The 18,013-nt window shown below is 69.5% G+C and carries 16 protein-coding genes and 1 pseudogene; 6 read left to right on the top strand and 11 right to left on the bottom strand.

Annotated features, from left to right (window positions below; all coding sequences use genetic code 11):
- Window positions 1-10: 10 nt before the first annotated feature.
- From BUS84_RS38395 to BUS84_RS40275, 3 genes are read left to right on the top strand one after another with little or no spacing between them, the layout of a single operon-like run.
- Window positions 11-163: a hypothetical protein gene (locus BUS84_RS38395; protein WP_159451081.1), complete on the top strand. Its 153-nt coding sequence runs from the start codon at window positions 11-13 to the stop codon at window positions 161-163.
- Window positions 153-317: a hypothetical protein gene (locus BUS84_RS40280; protein ID WP_244298760.1), complete on the top strand. Its 165-nt coding sequence runs from the start codon at window positions 153-155 to the stop codon at window positions 315-317. Before BUS84_RS38395 ends, BUS84_RS40280 begins: the two co-directional genes overlap by 11 nt.
- A gap of 15 nt (window positions 318-332) precedes the next feature.
- Window positions 333-674, top strand: a complete 342-nt coding sequence (locus tag BUS84_RS40275; RefSeq protein WP_244298759.1) for an NUDIX domain-containing protein — start codon at window positions 333-335, stop codon at window positions 672-674.
- A 59-nt stretch (window positions 675-733) separates the two neighbouring features.
- Here the strand turns inward: BUS84_RS40275 and BUS84_RS28745 are convergent, their stop codons facing one another.
- From BUS84_RS28745 to BUS84_RS28715, 7 genes are all read right to left on the bottom strand, one after another.
- Window positions 734-2,752, bottom strand: coding sequence for an AAA family ATPase (locus BUS84_RS28745; RefSeq protein WP_074317244.1), 2,019 nt, complete (start codon window positions 2,750-2,752; stop codon window positions 734-736).
- Entirely contained in the window at window positions 2,749-6,108 is a 3,360-nt protein-coding gene (locus tag BUS84_RS28740; protein WP_143728545.1) for a helicase-related protein, read from the bottom strand. Before BUS84_RS28740 ends, BUS84_RS28745 begins: the two co-directional genes overlap by 4 nt.
- Before the next feature lie 76 nt (window positions 6,109-6,184).
- Window positions 6,185-7,579, bottom strand: a complete 1,395-nt coding sequence (locus BUS84_RS28735; RefSeq protein WP_084757863.1) for an AAA domain-containing protein — start codon at window positions 7,577-7,579, stop codon at window positions 6,185-6,187.
- Window positions 7,580-7,584: 5 nt separating this feature from the next.
- Window positions 7,585-9,924, bottom strand: a complete 2,340-nt coding sequence (locus BUS84_RS28730; RefSeq protein WP_074317241.1) for a GmrSD restriction endonuclease domain-containing protein — start codon at window positions 9,922-9,924, stop codon at window positions 7,585-7,587.
- 61 nt (window positions 9,925-9,985) lie between these two features.
- Window positions 9,986-11,500 carry a hypothetical protein gene (locus tag BUS84_RS28725; RefSeq protein ID WP_074317239.1) on the bottom strand — a complete coding sequence of 505 codons (1,515 nt, stop codon included), beginning with the start codon at window positions 11,498-11,500 and terminating at the stop codon, window positions 9,986-9,988.
- A complete protein-coding gene (locus BUS84_RS28720; RefSeq protein ID WP_074317237.1) occupies window positions 11,497-12,627 on the bottom strand; it encodes a hypothetical protein in 1,131 nt (376 codons plus the stop codon). The genes BUS84_RS28725 and BUS84_RS28720 overlap by 4 nt, the downstream gene beginning before the upstream one ends.
- The gene (locus BUS84_RS28715) at window positions 12,624-13,424 is read right to left on the bottom strand and encodes a hypothetical protein (protein WP_074317235.1); all 801 of its coding nucleotides are present in this window, start codon (window positions 13,422-13,424) and stop codon (window positions 12,624-12,626) included. Before BUS84_RS28715 ends, BUS84_RS28720 begins: the two co-directional genes overlap by 4 nt.
- Before the next feature lie 103 nt (window positions 13,425-13,527).
- Here BUS84_RS28715 and BUS84_RS28710 point away from each other — a divergent pair, with 103 nt between their 5' ends.
- The 3 genes from BUS84_RS28710 (at window position 13,528) to BUS84_RS38390 (ending at window position 16,724) form a co-directional block, all read left to right on the top strand.
- A complete protein-coding gene (locus BUS84_RS28710; RefSeq protein ID WP_084757621.1) occupies window positions 13,528-15,990 on the top strand; it encodes an AAA family ATPase in 2,463 nt (820 codons plus the stop codon).
- Window positions 15,987-16,400, top strand: a complete 414-nt coding sequence (locus tag BUS84_RS28705; RefSeq protein ID WP_074317232.1) for a hypothetical protein — start codon at window positions 15,987-15,989, stop codon at window positions 16,398-16,400. The genes BUS84_RS28710 and BUS84_RS28705 overlap by 4 nt, the downstream gene beginning before the upstream one ends.
- 171 nt (window positions 16,401-16,571) lie before the next feature.
- The gene (locus BUS84_RS38390; protein WP_159451080.1) at window positions 16,572-16,724 is read left to right on the top strand and encodes a hypothetical protein; all 153 of its coding nucleotides are present in this window, start codon (window positions 16,572-16,574) and stop codon (window positions 16,722-16,724) included.
- A 55-nt stretch (window positions 16,725-16,779) separates the two neighbouring features.
- Here BUS84_RS38390 and BUS84_RS28700 read toward each other — a convergent pair whose 3' ends face one another.
- From BUS84_RS28700 to BUS84_RS28685, 4 genes and pseudogenes are all read right to left on the bottom strand, one after another.
- Complete coding sequence (locus BUS84_RS28700) at window positions 16,780-17,190, bottom strand: GIY-YIG nuclease family protein (protein WP_074317230.1); 411 nt, start codon at window positions 17,188-17,190, stop codon at window positions 16,780-16,782.
- 27 nt (window positions 17,191-17,217) lie between these two features.
- Window positions 17,218-17,462: pseudogene (locus tag BUS84_RS40965) on the bottom strand (hypothetical protein); the annotation flags it as partial.
- Window positions 17,459-17,722 carry a DivIVA domain-containing protein gene (locus BUS84_RS28690; RefSeq protein ID WP_074317228.1) on the bottom strand — a complete coding sequence of 88 codons (264 nt, stop codon included), beginning with the start codon at window positions 17,720-17,722 and terminating at the stop codon, window positions 17,459-17,461. The gene BUS84_RS28690 and the pseudogene BUS84_RS40965, both read right to left, overlap by 4 nt.
- Window positions 17,719-17,973: a hypothetical protein gene (locus BUS84_RS28685; protein WP_074317227.1), complete on the bottom strand. Its 255-nt coding sequence runs from the start codon at window positions 17,971-17,973 to the stop codon at window positions 17,719-17,721. Before BUS84_RS28685 ends, BUS84_RS28690 begins: the two co-directional genes overlap by 4 nt.
- Window positions 17,974-18,013: the final 40 nt, after the last annotated feature.

Below are 18,013 nucleotides of genomic sequence, written 5' to 3'. Positions count from 1 at the left end.
GCTCCGGCACGTGGAGATGCTGCTCAAGCCGTACGCCGCGCGGTCCATCGAAGCACAGGTGGCGTTGGCGCGGATCGGCGAGACCATCCGCGAGAATTCGTGGATTGGCATCGTGGGCAGGCTTCACCCGCCGATCAATGTGGGACAGGCCCATGCGCGGTGACCGTCCACTCTACGAGCGCGATCCAGCAGCACGGCAGGCCTATCTGGCGGAAGGAAACGCGAGGCAGCCCCGCAAGCGGGTCGGCGCGGATGTCCTGATCCGCAATCCGCGGGACGAGATTCTGCTGGTCAATCCGCGGTACAAGCCCGACTGAGACCTGCCCGGCGGAATGACCGAGGCGAACGAACCTCCGCACAAGGCCGCCGAACGAGAGCTTCGTGAGGAACTCGGCCTCGACCTGCGGATCCGGACCATGCTGGTGGTCGACTGGCTGGCCCCCCACGGGGCATGGGACGACAGCCTGATGTTCATCTTCGACGGTGGCATCCTGAGCGATCGTCAGATCGCCATCCTCCGGCCTATGGACGATGAACTGCTGGCATGCCGGTTCTACTCACTCGCAGCGGCACGGGGGCTCCTCCGCCCGTACGTCTACGAACCGGTTGACGCAGGCGCTCCTCGCCGCCGAAGCCGCGGCACCGAGATATCTGCTCGACGGCGCCGAGCCTGAGGCTAGGGGCCGTCAGATCTGAACGCTGACGACGCGAAGCTGGCGGCACGCGAAAGCGTCTACCTCTTCCTTAGCCGCTCAGGCAGCGGCTTGGTGTGGACGACGGTCAGTTCGCGGTTTGGCCGGGTGAGTGCCGTGTAGAGCGGTCCCTGCCGACCCAGGTTCTGCGGGAAGTCGGCGGGCTCGACCACGACGACACCATCGAACTCCAACCCACGGGCGGTGTCCGGATGGGCCACGGTCACCTCACGGCCCGAGTGCTGCCAGGTGAAGGGGTCGCTCCGAGACTTCGCCCAGCCCACCAACCGCAGCATGGTCTCCACGGCCTTCGGGTCGGCGGTGATTATGGCGAAGGTGCCCTGAAGATAGGCAGCCTGCAGGCGGGTGACGTGGCGGAGCACTGTGGCACCCAGACCCGACTGCTGGCACTTCTCGACGGTCGGCTCGGGCCCTTCCTCCTGGAAGGCCAGTATTGCCCGCTCCGCGGCGGGAAGGAGTCGGTTGGCGTATTCGAGGATCGGCCGGGTAGACCGGTAGCCCCGTTCGAGCCGGCGGACCGGGGGATCGCCGTTGGGGACGGCGAGCAGATCCAGGACCTGCGCCCACGACGCCAGCGTGTGGTCGGAGCGCCGCTGGTTCAAGTCCCCGATGAGTGTCCACGCGTGGGCCTCGTTCATCGACGCCAACAGGAGCCACTCCAGCGGGGTCACGTCCTGGGCCTCATCGACGATGATGTGTTCGATACCTCCGAGATCGCGTGGCTTGGCGGCCTCCCACTCGATGGTCGCGAGTAGCGGGGTATGAGCCCGCATGGTCCGCGCGTCCCGAACCGGTGGAAGGCTGCGCAAATAGACGGCCCACTCCGAATCCCGGGTCACCGGGTGGCCGCTAGTGCCGTTGCGACGCAGGTGCTCGTAGACGTTGTCCGGTGTGGGCGTAATGCCGCTGGCCTTCATCCGCGTGACGGCCGCGCGCACAAACATGGCGAGGTCCTTGTCGACATCCCGCCAGGACTGGGAGATCGGGCCCCCTGGCTCGCGCCGCAGGTCGAGGAGGTGCCGCATCAGCTCAGGCAGCGAGACCACCCGGACCCGCTCCGATCCGCCGGTAAGCCGGTCGATCACCGCTTGTACATACTGCGAGTAGCCACTGGTCGGTCCCACAAGCAGGATGTCGCCATCGAGGCTCTTCTCCCCAGGAGTGTCGTCGCTGACGAGGTAGGCCGCACGGTGAGAGGCGACGATGGTCTTGCCGGTGCCAGGCTGCCCCTCGATGATCATGCTGTCCATCGCCGGCACGGTGACGAGGTCGTACTGGTCCGGCTGGAGCGTGGCGAGCACGGGAGCGAGGCTCTTCGTGCGAGGTGCGGTGAGCTGCGCGCGAAGAAGGTCCCCAGCACGCACGGGCGGCGGTGCCGCGCGCCCCGCCCCAGCAGCCGCTCGCGCAGTCGGAACCGCTGGCCGTACGGGCTGCGCCGACGTCGCGGGCTGAGTGGGTTGTGTCGGTACGAAGTGTGCCGGCGCGGACCGGGGCGCCACCGACGGAAGGGCCGGAGGTTGTGGCGCCACCAGAGGCGGCGTTGGCGGGCGGCGTGGGCCCGTACGGCCCGGCGCCGTGGGAACGGTCAGCGTGCGCTTGCGAAAGGGCTGTACCGGAATCTCGTCTGCGATCTCCTCGTCGTGAAAGTCGACGATTTCGTCGAGCCGGTAGACGAATGCGCGGATGACGGCAACGTCCTCGCAGAACTCGTGATGCCTGGACCCGCGGAAGAACGTGCACGCGACATCGGAAACCCAGCTATAAACTTTGACGCCGTCGAGGTCGGCGTAGCTCTCGCCGATATAGAAGTCGGCTTGACCGTCAAGAACGTCCTCATCGGGCATTGTCAGGGCGACGCGACCGACGAGCTGACCGGACGACATGACCGAGCGGCGGGGCGCCCCGTTGCCGGTCTTGGCAGTGCCCTTCGGACCGTAGTGCGCGACGGGCCACACGACCTTGTCCTGCATCTTCTTGCGGTAGCGCTTCTGCGCGGTCCGCTCGTCTTCGAGATCGAGCTGCTTCCTACCCAGGGTCATCCCGTCTCCATCCGGTCGACAATCTGGACCACACATGCGGCGAGCGGCTCCAGCCGGATCTCCGGTTGGCTCGCGGTGCGAATGTCTTCCAGCAATGCGGCGAACTTCTCCTCCGCCCGGCGTTCTTGGCCCCGGAATCCCGCGAGGACCCTCTGCCCGCGGCCTCGTGCCAGGGCAGTCTCGATTCGCTTGCGGATCGTCGCGAGCTTGCGCTCGTGCTGGGCGGTGACCGTGACGATCCGCGCCTCCTTCAATGCATCGAACTCGCCGTCCCGCCTGTCCTGCTCATCAAGATGGCGCAGGTGCAACCGGTTCATCGCGCGCTCGGCGAGAGTGGGAAGCCGGTCGATGGTGGGCAGCGGCGCATCAACGAATTTCCCCTCCGCCAGCGCGGCCAGCAGGGCGTCTACGGATCCGTCGCCGGCGTTGCGCCCGGCCTGGGTGACGGCGGCGCCCCAGATCTCGTCACCACGCCGGGACGCGGTCGCCGCCGTCGCGAGCACGACGACGTAGGTGCCGGGCGCGACCTCGTCCGAGTCTGCCGTGATCCGCAGCGACGCAAAGCGTGCCTGCCTGTGACCAGGAATCGCCGCTGCCGCCATAGTGAGCGGGCTCGTGGCGGTGAGCAGGGTGCCGCCGTGGGTGCGGGCGTGCTCCTGGTCGAGGACGAGCGTGACCGGCAGTTCGTTGCGCAGTTGGGCGGAGATCGACCGCGTCTCCGTGCGGGAGCGCTGCGCGGACTTGGCGAGATCGTCGACGCGGGCGGCCATGGTGGCGTTGCCACGCAGCTCCAGGGTGAGGCCGTCGGGCGCGAACCTCACGCCGGTCGCGGCATCGGTGCGCGCCCAGTCGTCGAGCAGCAGAGCAAGCTCACGCTGCCCGATGTAGCGGCCCGTCCTCACCAGGTCGTCTTCGAGCCCGGCAACGTCGACGTCGTTGCTCACCAGCAGCGCGCTCGACGCGTCCGAGACGTCCCGCAGGCCGGCGCGCTGCTCCTCGATGGCGGTCAGCGCCTCATGTAGCTTCTGGTCCCGCTGCTCTTCGGTGAGCGTGAAGTCGAATCCAGCCTGCAGCGCCTTCGGCGCCTGCGCGGAGATGATGGGTTCCAGTGCACCGATGGACGACTCGAAGATCTCGATGCGATCCAGCAGGCGGGCAAGGATGCGCTCGTCGATGGTCTCCTCGTTGACGAAGTTGACGACGAGAATCGTCTCCTCCTTCTGCCCGATCCGGTCGATGCGGCCGATGCGCTGCTCGATCTCCATGGGGTTCCACGGCAAGTCATAGTTGATCACCGCCGAGCAGAACTCGAAGTCCAGACCTTCGCTGGCCACCCGGTTGGCGAGCACGAAGTCATAGGCACGGGCACGGAAGTCGCCCATGATCTGGCGCCGCGCCTCGCGGCTGACTCCGCCGTGCATGACCGCGACCTTGAACTCGGTGCCGAGCCTGCCGGCGAGGTAGGCCAGGGTCGGGCGGGAGTGTGTGAAGAGTAGCGCCCGCCGCTCCTGCTGGTGCAACCCTCGCAGCACTTCCTGCAAGGCGTCGAACTTGGTGTCGACGTGCTCTGGTAGGCGCTGGGCGGCCGCGACAAGCTCGGCGTGCGGCTCGAGTCGGTAGGCGGCGGCATCCGAGTCGGCGTCGGTGATGTCGCCGAAGGTGTCCGGGTCGAGCACCGCCTGACGCGCCATCGGCAGGCATGCGCTCGCCAGGCGCAGCGGCATCTGCATCGCGAAGTAGAGGTTGCTGTCCATCGCCGCTGCCCGGTTAACGCACCACTGGACGTACTCCTTGTAGAAGTCGAACTCCGCGTTAGTCCACTCGATTTCCTGCCGGTTCTCGGTGCGTTTGGCCTTGTGGTCGTCGACCTCGACCTTCTTGGTGCGCGTGATGACGGTGGAAAGCGTGTTCAGTCCGGCCAGGTAGCGCTTGGCGTCGACGATGCCGCGAGGCGTCATCTGGTCCTTGGCCAGCACGTCACGCAGGAGCCCGAAGTCGGGCCGCCGCATGAGCGCGCCACCGAGCGATGTGGTCCTGAGCTCATCGAGCTGGGCGATCAGATCCCGGCCGCGGACCCCCTTCTCGCCGAGGCGCGCAGTGACGGCGTTGATGATCCGGTTGGGCTCCAGCCGTAGCTGCAGGTCCAGGGTGCTCCCGTAGTCCTCGGGCACGAGGAGTTCGAGCAGGTTGAGCAGGTCCTGCTCGCGGAGGTTGATCGGCGTCGCAGTAAGAAAGACCAGGTTCGCGGCCCAGTCCGCCAGCTCCGTGCCGAGCGCGTAGTTCTTAGTGTCCTGGTTGCGCATGGAGTGCGCCTCATCGACGATCACCAGGTCAAATTCGGGCGGAACGACCTGCAGATCCTCCAGCCCGCCCCACGTGCGCAGACGTTCCAGGCTGCAGATGTAGGCCTGGCGGGCAGGCAACCGATTCTGCTGATGGCGCTCGAGAAAAGACTTCAGGCCCGCACTGTCGAGCTCCGTGAGCTCGAACTCGAAGCGGTCCTCCATCTCCTCTTTCCACTTGCCGACCAGGCCCGACGGGCACACGACCAGAACTCGGTCGGCCTCGCCGCGGGCCTCCATTTCGGTCCAGATAAGGCCCGCTTCGATGGTCTTGCCCAGGCCCACCTCGTCAGCGATCAGCAACCTTGCCTTGCCGGTCTGCAGCAGCTTGAGCACCGGCTTGAACTGGTACGGCCGGAACGTCGTCCGAGTGGCGCGGAACGAAAAAAGCGTGTTGGCGAACTTGCCCAACAGCTTCGCGCGGGTCAGCGTGGCACCGAACCTGCTCGCCGGGGTCGGTTCGCGGGTCACCCACATCGGCGGGGCGTCGATCTGCGGACGTGGCCGCAGCCGCGACTCCACGACGTCCTGCTGGCGGCCTTCGACCATCACCGTGTAGGTCCAGTGCTCGCGGAGGAACTTGCGGTCGCGCACCACCACGTCCACGCCACCGGGGTGAGTGAGGACAGCCTCGTTGACGGCGAAGAGCGGAGCAGGGACCATCGCGGCCTTGTGCCACAGCTCCTCCGCCCAGCCCCACGCGGCGAGTAGCGGATGCTCGGCGTCGAGGCCGTAGGGGGACTCCACCATGGCGCCACCCGGCAGGGCACCGCCGGCGACCTGCAGGATGATCGGTCCGTCGTCGACCCCTTGGAACCAGTAGACGCCCTCGGGCAGTTCCACGTCCGTGTGCCACAGCACCCGGCACTCGCTCACCTGGTCGGCGAGCGACCGCACGGGCGTGTCCAAAACGAGCGCGCGCGCGAACCGACCGCGGTCGAGCGCGACGTCGATTCGCTCGTCGTCGGGGAAATAGCCGAACGTCACATCACCAGTCGATGAGGTGGGTGTCACCGAGGCACTCCTTGCCGTCCCACAGATATTGGTAGAAATACCAGGTCCACATGGACTTGGATCTCCATTACCTCTCTTATCGGTCAAAGAGCCCGCGTTGGCCGCCGCGATTCAAGGCGCCGCCATGACGACCCTTACTTGCGCATGCCTTCAAGTGCGCCAACACCGACTGGTTCGCCTCCCAGCCGTCGGGGAACTTGACCGGGACGTTGAGGTGGACCGGCTCGACCGACGGGTGGGCGTCCAGCAGCTCGGCGATCCCCGCACGCGCCACCACGATGCAGGCCTGCCGATGCCGGGATGTGAGCACGCAGAGCCGCCCCGACTCCAGGTGGAACGCGGTTGCGTCCCGTCGCCCCGACAGGGGATGAAGCACGATCGTCACGTCGTACTCCCGGCCCTGCAGCCGGTTGGCGGTGTCGACGGTAATGCCCGCTCCAGCCGCGCCGAGCTGCGCGCGGATAGCCGCCACCTGGTCTCGGTGCGCCGCCCCGATGGCGATCCGCTCAGCGGTAACCGGCGCTCCACCCGGCTCCCGCTCCGACACCGCCACCACCCCCCGCTCCAGCACCCGCCGTGCCAGAGCCGCGCACGCCGCAGCCGCCTCCGCATCGGTCCGCAGCGTGTGCCGGGCCGGCAGCTCATACAGCGCCCACCCGGTCGCCGCCGCCGTCTCCACGGCCGCGTCGACCGGCCCATGCCCGAACCCCGTCGTGGTGAACGACAGCGACCTCTCACCAGCGGTCGTCCCGGCCTGGAACCCGGTGAAGGGGTAGAACGCCTGGGCCACCACCGGCGCCGCCGAGGGAGGCAGTCGCCACGACACCGGCAGCCGGTGCACCGGCAGGTCGGGGTTGTGCCGCAGCAGCGCCGCCACCGCGGACTGCATCGGGTCCCAGGTCAGCCCGGTCCACCGCTCGGTGTCGACGGTGGAGAACGGGTCGAGCTGGCCGGGGTCGCCGACGAAGAGCGCCCGCTCGAACCGGCCGGCCACGCGCAGCAGCGCGTCCGACCGCATCTGGTACGCCTCGTCGACGATCGCCCAGGGCCAGCAGCCCTCGGACACCATCGACCACTTCGCGGCCGTACCGATGATCACGGACGGACCACCGAGGTCGGCGACCTTGGCGGCGACCCGGACCGTGGCGTACTGCTTGATCCGGTCGGTTGCCGTGTAGTCGGTCGCTGAGAGCCGCCCGATGTGCAGGTCGGGCGCCTTCTGCGCGAGGCGGTCGATCAGGTCGTCGACCTGCTCGTTGGTCTGCGCGATTACGATCAGCGGCTCGCCGGCGCGGGCCAGTTCGGCGGCAGCGCGGACGACGAGGGTCGACTTGCCGGCCCCGGGAGGCGAGTCGACCACGACGCCGCGGTGCAGGCCGGAACGCAGGTCGGCCAGCACCTCGGTGATGACGCGCTCGGCCTGGACCGACGGCGGGTCCGCCGGCGCGTCCGGCCGGAGCAGGGTGGTCATGGCGCTCACCGCCGCGCCGTGGTGTCGAAGTCGAACTGCCGCAGTCGGTGCCGGGCGATGTCGAGCTCGTGGGGCGTGAAGAGCGACTCGTGCTCGTCCATGACCACCAGGGCCTCCACCGTCAGGTCGAGTCGCCCGCGCTCCCACAGCGCCGCGAACCCGTCGGACACCACCGGGCTGGCGAGCAGCTTCTTGGCGGTGGCGAGCCCGCCGTGCTCGGCGACCATGCCGAGGAAGTAGGTGGCGTTGTAGCCGGCCTCGCGCCGCGCCGTCTCGTATACCCCGCGCATCGCCCGCTCGAAGTCCGGGACCGTCCCCTGGTCGCCGCCGGACTGGGCCAGCACGACCGGCGCGCTCTCCGAACCGGTGGTCGTCTGGGCGCCGGTGTCCCGCTCCTCGACGAGCGGCTCAGGATCGGCGAGTCCCGCCGCCTGCTCATTGCGCCGCGCTACGTAACCACGCAGGGCGTCGACCGAGGTGAAGACCTCGTAGCCGAGCTCCTCCATCCGGGCCAGCTCGGGGTTGGCGTCCAGCTCCAGCACGACCGGGTTACCCAGCCCTGGCTGCAGGCCGTCCGGCCAGTACGCCTCCGCCACGCCCAGCAGACGACCGGTGGCGGGGTCGGCGATCTCGCTGTCGAGGGCGGGTTCGGCGCAGCCCGCCGCCACCAGCTCCTCGACGAGGGCCTTCACCTGCCCGGCGCGGACGTCGTCGACCTCTTCCTCGCTGACCACGACCACCGGTCGCAGCGGCTCGGCGGCCGGCTTCGTGCCGTCCCGGAGGCCGGCGAGGAATCCGTTGGCGGCGTTGGCCAGCAGCTCCCGGCGGGCGGCGAGGAAGTCCAGGTAGCGGTCGGGCCGCCAGAGCTGCGGGTCGGTCGGGATCCACTGGGATTCGAGCGCGCCCGGATGCTTCTGCTCGGTCTCGGCGAAGTACTCCTCCGGCGGCCGCTTGCCGATCGCAAGGTTGGTCTGCTGGGTCAGGAAGGAGAAGTTCGCGACGGCGTTGACCTCGGACCGGCCGTAGCCGTGCTTGTACAGCAGCGCCTTGGGGAAGATGTGGTGCACCTGCAGCGAGGTGAGGTGGCCCAGCATCTCGCTCTTGAGTTCCAGGCCGGAGCCGAAGTCACGGGCGCCGAGCACCCGGGTGAGCAGGTAGAGCAGGGGGTAGAAGCGGGAGCCGCGGCCGAAGCCCTCGAAGTCCTGGCCGTCGATCACCAGGTTGCCGCCGCGCCAACGGGTCAGGCTGGTGATCAGGCCGTCGATGCCGCTGCGGGCGACCGTGTCGTAGTCCTGGGTCAGGATCGTCTCGGTGGAGCCGGCGAAGCGTCCCCACAGGGCGGCGTGGATGTACCAGAAGAGCATCCGGTCGCGCTGGGTGGCGTCGGCGAACGTGCCGCCGTTGAGGTGCAGGAAGCGGGAGACCACCGGGAAGGCGTAGCGGCCCATCAGCACCCGGTCGTGGTCCAGGCCGAGCCGGCCGGAGATCACATCGAGGAAGCCGCTGATATAGCGCTCGCTGGAGGTGAGCGCCTGCGCGAAGTCACCCGAGCCGACTCCCTCCAGGGACTCGAACTGGGCCCGGCCCGTCGCTACCGCGTTGACGTTGCGCAGCAGCCAGTCGAGGTTGAACTGGAACCCGGCGGTCGACCAGGTGCCCAGGTGTTTGCGCATCGTCGAGCGAGCCTCGGGCCAGTCGGCGCAGATCTTCGCCAGCGCCAGGTCACCCTTGGAGAGCTTGGTGCCGCCCGAGTTGACCCGGTTGAAGATGTCGACGACCACGTCGACGCCCTTGTCCGCGCCGGTGATCTTCTCCTGGTGGAACTCGCGCTCGAGGATGTTGCGCAGCCGGATGAGCCGACCCATGTACGTCGCGAAGTGCGGCATGGTGTCCGGGTGCGACGTGAGGTTGCCGATCTGCGGTTCGATGCCGTCGATGAAAAGCTCGGTGACGTCGACCCAGGTGGGGTCGTCCCTCATCTTCGCCGGCGCGTAGAACTCGAAGGTCTCCTCCTCGACGTTGAACCGCAGGCCGGTGAAGGCGGCCGGGTCCCCCTCGAAGAACGCCGGCGGCTTGCCACGGACCACCCCGTAGAGGGAGGTGATCCGCTGCTGCCCGTCGAGGAGCAGATGCTTCACCCCGCCACCGACGTGGTCGCTGCCCCGTACCGAGCCGTGGTCGGCTTCCGTCTCCCATACCAGCAGCCCGCCGACGGGGAAGCCGAGGTAAAGCGAGCGCATCAGGCCGCGTACCTGATCCCGGTTCCACACGTAGCCGCGCTGGAACTCGGGTAACAGCACGATGCCCGAGTCAATCTGGTCGAGGATGGTGCCCAACTTGCTCAACTCAGCTCCCCCACGGATCTGAATGGTTGGTCATTGACTAGCGCTGCTGCGGACCGAAACGTCACGACCACTCTTCGCGGGCGTCCTCGGCGGTTGGTGGGCTGTCCTCGTACGGCGCCGGCGGGCCGCCGTGGGTCCACGGCGTCTCCTCCCGAGACGGGAAGGCGCCGGCCGGGAAGAACGTGTCGGTGAGCGTGGTGTAGCAAAGCTGCTCCCCCACCCCCGGCACGCTGCCCGGCGGCGGGGTCAGCGACGACCCCATTCCGCCGGCCAGCTCCAGCACCACCTCGGCGCTGCCGTCGTCCTTGCGGGCCGTCGAGACGACTGTCGCCTTCTGGTTGCCGGGCCGGTCGGGCGAGAACAGCTTCGTACCCGGGGTGACCAGCACGGGGTCGGCCGTGGTGACCGTGATCCAGGGGCGCAGGACCCGCTTCTTGCCGCTGCTGTCCACCCGGGTCGGGTCGGCCGCGGTCACCTCGCCGACGAACGCCTCCCCGGTGAGCCGGTAGTCGGCCATCACCATCGGGTCGTCGTAGGCGCGCTGCACGTCGTACGAGGCCTGGGCCCGTTCGAGCCGGTGCAGCCGCTTGGCCGCCGCCACCGCTCCGTCCCGGCGGGCCTGTGGGAAACCGCCCCCGTCGACGTACTCTGTGAAGTTGGTGAAGGCGTCGCAGTCCTCAGCCCAGCGCCCGGCGACCCGGGACCCGACGGGCAACTCGCGGAGCAGCGACACTCCCTGCCACATCAGCCGCCAGGTCGGCTCGAGCTGCGACCGCAGGAGGTCCTCCAGCTCGGCGCGTCTCCGGTCGACCAGCGAGTCGGTGCTGACCGCCCGCTGGTACGCGGTCATCGCCGGCGCCAGGACCTCGTTGTCGAAGCTGGGGTCGGTGGTCGGGCCAGCCGGCGGCCAGGTCACAGGGTCCTCGGCGGCAGCCGCCGCCTGTGCGCCGGTCAGGCCGTCCGGCGGTGCGATCCATGCCAGGAGCGCGGCGAGCTGGGCGTCCTCGAGCGGGCTCTGACCGGTCGCCCAGTGCAGGGTCAGCGCCTGCGTCATCGCGACGAGCGAGCAGGAGCCGGGATGTTCGGCCCGCTCGGCGAAGTAGGTCAGCCAGCGGCCGAGCAGCGGCACCGACGGGTGCACCGGGTAGTCGCCGTCGGTGCGCCGGAACCGGGTGGAGCGGCCGAAGAGGCGGGTGAAGCCGGCGCCGGCCGGGTTGGGCAGGAGCAGTTGGGGCGCGTCGGCGTACCGGATCCGGATGTCCTTGCCCCGATTCACCGACACCGCCTCCAGCTCACCGCGGAAGCTGTCGATGTACGGCAGGACGACGGCGGCCAGCTCGGCGGCGAAGGCGAAGCGCTGATCCCGGTTCCGCGGCTGCGGCACGATCAGCAGCGTCGGGGCGTCCGGGTCGTCGCCGACCATCGCGGCGAGCGGCGCGTTCGCCTCACCGGCCATGGTCAGCGGGATGAAGACCAGGGGCCGCTCGGCGACGTGCATGTGGCGGACCAGGGTGGTTCGCTGTGCGCGGCCTTCGACAACGGCTTCGGCGCGCGCCAGGGTGGTGAGGGTGGTCATCCGGCCACCCCGCTGATCAGCTCGGCCCGCAGTCGGGCGGCGGCCCGCAGCAGTTCCGCGGCCTCGTGCTGGTCCGCGGCGGGCGCCCGCTGGTCACGAGCGATAGCGAGGGCCGTCTCCACCCGGTCGATGCCGCCCATCTCCTCCAGGGCCGCCTTGCCGAGGGCGGCGGTGCACCCGCGGGCCTCGTGCCGGCAGAGGTACGCCAGCTCGCAGCTGGCCAGGCACTCCGGCGAGTACCGGGCCTCGACCTCTTCAAGGGCGGCGATGAGCGAGGCGGGCGAGCGGGTGGGCACGCCCTTGTCGTCGGGCGCCAGATCGAAGGTCAAGTCGGCGGGCAACTCGGCGAGCAGGGCGTCGACGCGGGTCATCCGGGTCAGCTGCCGGCGTACCACGGCGAGTTGCTTGCGCACGTCGACCCGGACGGCCATCGGCCGGTTGGAGAAGTCCCGGGGGCAGACCAACACCACGTCGTGGGACACGACGTCCGGGTCGTAGCCGGCCTCACCGAGCATCTCCCGCATGGCGAGCACGTAGACGGCGGCCTGGGTGGCTGCGGCGGCCACCTTGCCGGAGTCGGCCTGCCCGTCGATGACGGCGAACGACTTGATCTCGACGACGTGGAAGAGGCCGTCGTGCTGGAACGCGATCAGGTCGGGTTCCAGGTAGGCCTGCTGACCGGCAACCTCGAGCCGCAGCAGCGGGTGGTCAAAGAGCGTGCCAGCGCCGTCAGCCTGGGCCGCGGCCCGAGTCAGCAGGGCCTTCGCTCGGGAGTAGCGCACGTCCTGGCTCTCCCGGCCCGCCACCGATTCGAGGTCGTCGTAAGACACCTCAGGGACGCTCAGGTCGAGCAGGTCGCGGAGCAGGCCGAGCAGCTCGGCGCAGCCGTTAGCCTTGACCTGCGCCTCGAAGACGTTGCCGCGGGTGATGGCGAACTGCGACTGGCCGAACCGGGCGGGGTAGTCGACGTACGCGGCGAGGCGCTGCTTGTCGACCCCGGCGCAGTCCAGAACGGCGCGGCGGGCGCAGCCCGGGTTCCCGGTGAGGGCAGCGATGGTGCGGGCGTTGTGCCGGGCGGGCTCGACGCCGCCCCGGATCGCGGCCAGCCGCTGGCTGGTGCTGGTCATGCCAGCCCCCTGATGACCCTCAGCCGGCTACCAAAGAGTTGTTCCGCCTCGTCGAGCTGGGCTCGCGCGCGGTCCGCCGCCGCGACGCGCTGCGCCCGGTCGGCGTCGGCGTGCACCTCCAGCTCGGCATGAGCGGCCTTGATGACGATCGCCGGATCCGCGGCCTCGTGCCCGTCGACCGCGCCGGGGATGCTGGTGGCGAACCGGCGCAGCAGACGGGCCACCGTGAGGGTCCGCTCCGGCATGCGCCCGACCTGCTCGGCGACCTTGATGGCGGCCGTCAGGAAGTCCACCCGGGGGCTGAGCGGGCTGATGATGCGCCGCTCCAGCGGCCAGGTTGACACGCCGAGCAGGCCACGGGCCGGCGCGAGGTGTTCGGCGGTCAGCGCCGAACAGAGGTAGTAGGGCCGAGAGTGCCGCGCGGTGCGAAACGAGCGTTCCTCGTCGCGTCGCAGGTGGGTCAGCTTGGCTGCGGCGAGGCCAGGACCGGCGGCGCCGAAAAAGGCGTTGTGCACCTCGGCGATGAGCTTCGGCGCGGTGGGAGCGGACAGGAGCGTGAGAGCGTGGTGGACCTGATCGCGCACCGACACCAGAGGCGCCTCATCCGCCGCCGGCTGGCCGGCGTCCGGCGTGTCGTCAGCCAGATCGGTGAGGGCCCGCTCCCAATCGCGCTCGGCGGACCGTAGCTCGGCGCGCAGGGCCCGGGCTCGGGCCTGGTCGCGTGCCACGACCGCCCGCCGGACCGCCGCCCGCAGGTCGTCGATCCGACGTTCGAGGTTCTCTATGGACTCAGCCACATCGAGCATGCTACAAGTTCCAGTGTTTCCCAGCAATCCCCCGTAACCAGGATTGTTGCTACCGGGAACACTACTTACGGTTACGCCTGGAAGGGAGACCCGCATGGCCTGGGACCAATCCCTACTTGACCAGGTTTTCGACCGGTTGGCTGAGAGCAACGTGGCCGACGACGTAATCGACCTCGTCCTTGCGGCCTACGTCGGCGACGCCGCCCTCGACGGAGTCCTCGCCGGCGAGGCCGTCGACCTCCCGGAGCGCGACCCCGCCCTCCGCCCACGGCCGCGACCGCTCTACCTGGAGTCCATCACCGTCGCGGGCTTCCGGGGCGTCGGTCCACAACAGGCTCTCCGGCTCCAGCCGCACGCCGGGCTCACCCTCGTTGTCGGCCGTAACGGCTCCGGCAAGTCCAGCTATGCGGAGGCCGTCGAGCTCGCCCTCACCGGCGACAGCGCCCGCTGGGCCGACCGCAACAGCGTCTTCAAGGACGGCTGGCGCAACCTGCACTGCGGGTCGCCCTGCGAGGTCGAGGTGCAGCTCCGCGCCGAGGGAGCCAACAAGCCCATTCGCGTACGGCGAAACTGGCACGACGAACACACCCAGGCCCACCAAGGCATCGGCAGCGTCCTGACGGACGACGGGGAGCGCTACACGGAGACGGCGGAGATGGGCTGGCGCGAGCCACTCGACACGTACCGCCCCTTCCTCACCGCGAGCGATCTCGGCCGCCTCGTCACCTCCACCCCCAGTGGCCTCTTCGACGCCCTCGCACCGATCCTCGGCATGGATCCGGTCGTCGAGGCGGACAAGCGGCTGATGCGGGTCCGACGGGAGCTCAACGAGCAGATCACGTCGGTCAAGACGGCGCGCGATGCGCTGCGTACGGCGCTCGTGGGGGTCGACGACCATCGGGCGCAGGCCATCGCCGCGCTCCTGGCGAAGCGAACCGTCGATCTCAACGCTCTCGACCAGCTACTCGCCGACGCCGGAAGCGACACCAACGACCCGCTCGCCGTGGCGGCCCGCCGCGTGGTCGCCGTCGCTCTCCCCGACCACGGATACGCCATCGAGGTTGCGAACGAGCTCGCCGCCGCGGCGGCCCAGATCGCGGAGCTCTCCACCACCCGCGCCGGCACCGCGGACCAGGCGACCCAAGTGCTACGGATGGCCGTCGCCTTTCATGACGAACACGGCGAGAGCCTCTGTCCGGTCTGCGGCAGCGGAGCACTGGATGCCGCCTGGCGCGCTCGTGCCGGCGACACTCTGGATCAGCTTCAGCGCGACACCGTCGCCGTTGACCAGGCGCACCGCCGGCTGCAGGACGCGCAGTCCCGCGCCGCGCGGCTGCTCGATCTCGACCGGCGGGTCAGCATCGACGACCTGGAGGCGATGGCCGCCGCCCTCGACCAGCCGGAGGCGGTGAAGCGGTTCCGCACGAAGGCCGACGAGCTGCGCACCCCCGCTGCCGAACTCACCCCCGAGCAACTCGCGGCGCACCTAGGGGCGGCGTATCCGCCGCTGGTCGAGGCGTTCGCGGCGGTGCAGGACAGGACGAGCGCCTGGCTGCGGCAGCGCCACGACGCCTGGCGTGAGCATGCCGCCTCGTTGCAGGACTGGCTCAACCGGGCCCGCACCGGCGTCGAGAACGACGCGAAGCTGAAGCGGGTCAACGCCGCCCGGGACTGGCTGCGGAGCGCGATCACCGCGCTGCGCGACCAGCGGTTCGAGCCCTTCGCCCAGCGCTCACAGGAGATCTGGGACGAGCTGCGTCAGGAGAGCAACGTCGAGCTGAGTGGGATGCGGCTCGACGGCATCAACAACCGCCGCAAGATTTCCTTCCCGGCCAAGGTCGACGGCACTACGACATCCGCGATGGCGGTCATGAGCCAGGGCGAGCTCCAGGCGCTCGGCCTGTCCGTGTTCCTGCCCCGCGCGTGCGCCGACGACAGCCCGTTCCGGTTCGTCATCATCGACGACCCGGTGCAGAGCATGGACCCGTCGAAGGTCGACGGCCTGGCGCAGGTGCTGGCCGGCTTGGCGCAGAGCCGGCAGGTCGTGGTGTTCACCCACGACAACCGGCTACCGGAAGCGATCCGCCGGCTGCGCATCGAGGCCACCATCTGGGCGGTCACCCGGCGCGACGAGTCCGTGATCGAGATCCGGAAGAACAGCGACCCGATCGAGCGGTACCTCAACGATGCCACCGCGATCCTCAAGGCGGAGGGGCTGGCCGACAACGCCCGCTACCCGCTGGTGTCCGGCTTCTGTCGGTCGGCGTTGGAGGCGGCGTGCCACGAGCGGATCCGACGGGAGCGCATCAGCCGCGGCGAACGGCACGGCGACGTCGAGGAGCTCATCGAGAAGGCGCTGACGCTCAACCAGGTGGCCGCCCTGGCGCTCTTCGGTGACCTGCACCAGGGCGGCAAGGTTCTCGGCCGGCTCAACAGGTTCGGCGGGTGGGCCGGTGACGCGTTCCAGGCCTGCAAGCAGGGCGTACACAAGCCCGGAACGTTCGATCTTGAGGTGCTCGTCCGTGACTGCCGCCGCCTCGTCGAGGAGTTGCGATGACCACTCCGACCGCCGCCTCGGCGCAGAGCTGCCTGGACACCGCCGACCAGCTGCTGACCAGCGTCATGCGCGGTACACGTGGTGCTTGGCCGCGCGCCTGCGCCTGGCTGCTCCGGCTGGCGTTGGAGACCGCGATGGACGACTACTGGCTGCGGTCGCGCCCGGAGATCGTTTCGATGCGCGCCCGGTCGCCCCAATTTCTCGTCCTTGACCGCTACGCTGGCCGGCACATCGCCGCCCGGGCCGGTTACGCGTGGTCGGCGCTGTCCAGGGCGGGCCATCACCACAGCTACGAGCTCGGCCTCACCGCGGGCGAGCTCCGCCGGCTGCGGGAGATGGTGGCAGCAGTGGTGCACGACCTGGCGCGCGCGCAGGTCGAACAGGAACGGGGAGCCGATGACGGTGCTTGACGTGGAACGCCTCCGGCGCGTCGCAGCGGCTGCCGATCGCTGGGCCAAGTCCCTCGGGTCACCCTGAGCCGCCGCCAGGCTGACGACGTTCAGCCGGGCTCCACCTGCATCGACGACTGCCCGTTCTGGCTGTGCCCGTTTCCGGCGAAGGGGGACAAGTTGCCGTACTAGATGGACGAGACCTTCTTCGCCCACCAAATCGACCTCGTCGGGCACTGGTTTCGCTCGCCCGGGCGGACGGACTGGCAGGCGGTCAACCGGGAGGACCTGCGGACGTTCTCGCGCGAGATGTCCGAGCGGATGGCCCCCGCCTGGCGGAAGTGAGCGTTGTCAGCGCAGTAGGTGGCCCACGAGGGCCTTTGGCTGGCTGCCGCCTCCGTTACTCGCCGCCGCCTGCCGCGCGGCGGGGCCCGGGGATCTGCCGGTTGAAGCGTGGCTTCAGGGCTAGGACCAAGGCTTCCTTCGCACCCTCCGGGTTGTCGGTCTCCTGCCATCGGACCTTGCACCGACCCAGCCAGCCCGCGATGTCTGCGGCCGACGCCGCGTTGTGCGGAGTGTCGAGGAGCTGTCCGACCTGGTCGTGCAGCACCGATGACTCGCGGTTGCCGGTCAGGTGCTGCCGGAGACGATCCCGCAGACCTCGCCTGGTCCGGCCGACGTAGATGACCACGCCGCCGTCGAGGACCACGTGCACGCCGGGGGCGCGGGGAGCGTCGGCGACGGTCTCCATGGTGTACGGCTGGGGAGCCGTGAAGCCGGCCAGCAGGTCGTCGTGGGTGGCGTCGGGCATCCCCGGAGGCTACCGGCGTGGGCCCTCATCCGTGGCCCCGCAGGAGCCGTCGTGGTCGTCGCGGCGTCGACAGCGGCCGGCTCCGTCGAGCTTGGCGTCACACCAGATTCGGGCACGCAGGAACTGTTGATCCTCCTCGCTGAGGGTGGTCTCGCCGAAGTCGATGGCGGTGACGTGGCCGAGCGAGTCGCGTAGGGCTGCGGCGAGGGCGATGGCCCGTCGAGGCTGGTCAGGGTGGTGGGGAGGTGAATGATCCAGCGGGGCGAGGTCATCGCTGCCACCGACCGTTCGGTGAACCTGGATTGGTGTGGCGGCAGCCGGTGTGCCGGGACTGCCACTGCCGCAGCGCCTGGCGGATGCGTTCGGCCTCGGTGTTTGCCGTGGTCAGGTCGCGGTGCAGTCGTTCGAGTTCGTCGGCTAAGCGGTTGAGGTAGTCGTGCACCTGGGCGGGGTCGAGACCGCGCCAGCGCGTGTCGAAGGAGGCAATGCGGGCGTGGTGTGGGTGCAGACGTTCCCCGGTCACGTAGATCATGGCTGCGGCGCATTCTGCTCGGCGAGCAGCGTGCGGATCTGCCGGTCGGTGAGGCCGCGTAGGTCGAGGACCCGGCGACCCCAACGGTGCAGCCGGCAGGGGTGGGGTGCGCGGTCGTTGCGACACCGCAGGCCGTCGGGCCACTGCTTGGCGACGTGCACGGTGACGGCCTTAACCGCGAAGGTGGCGTCTTCGGCAGTGACGTGGGGCGGTAGGGGTAGTTCGCCGAGGAACTCGTCGGTCGAGTCCATGGCCCTCCTTCAACGGTTGTTGCGGCGCCGAGGCGGGCGG

The sequence above is a fragment of the Micromonospora cremea genome, from assembly GCF_900143515.1.
In the GTDB taxonomy this organism is placed as follows: domain Bacteria; phylum Actinomycetota; class Actinomycetes; order Mycobacteriales; family Micromonosporaceae; genus Micromonospora; species Micromonospora cremea.
Note: the sequence above shows the minus strand (reverse complement) of the source record. Positions and strands in the feature narration are given on the sequence as shown.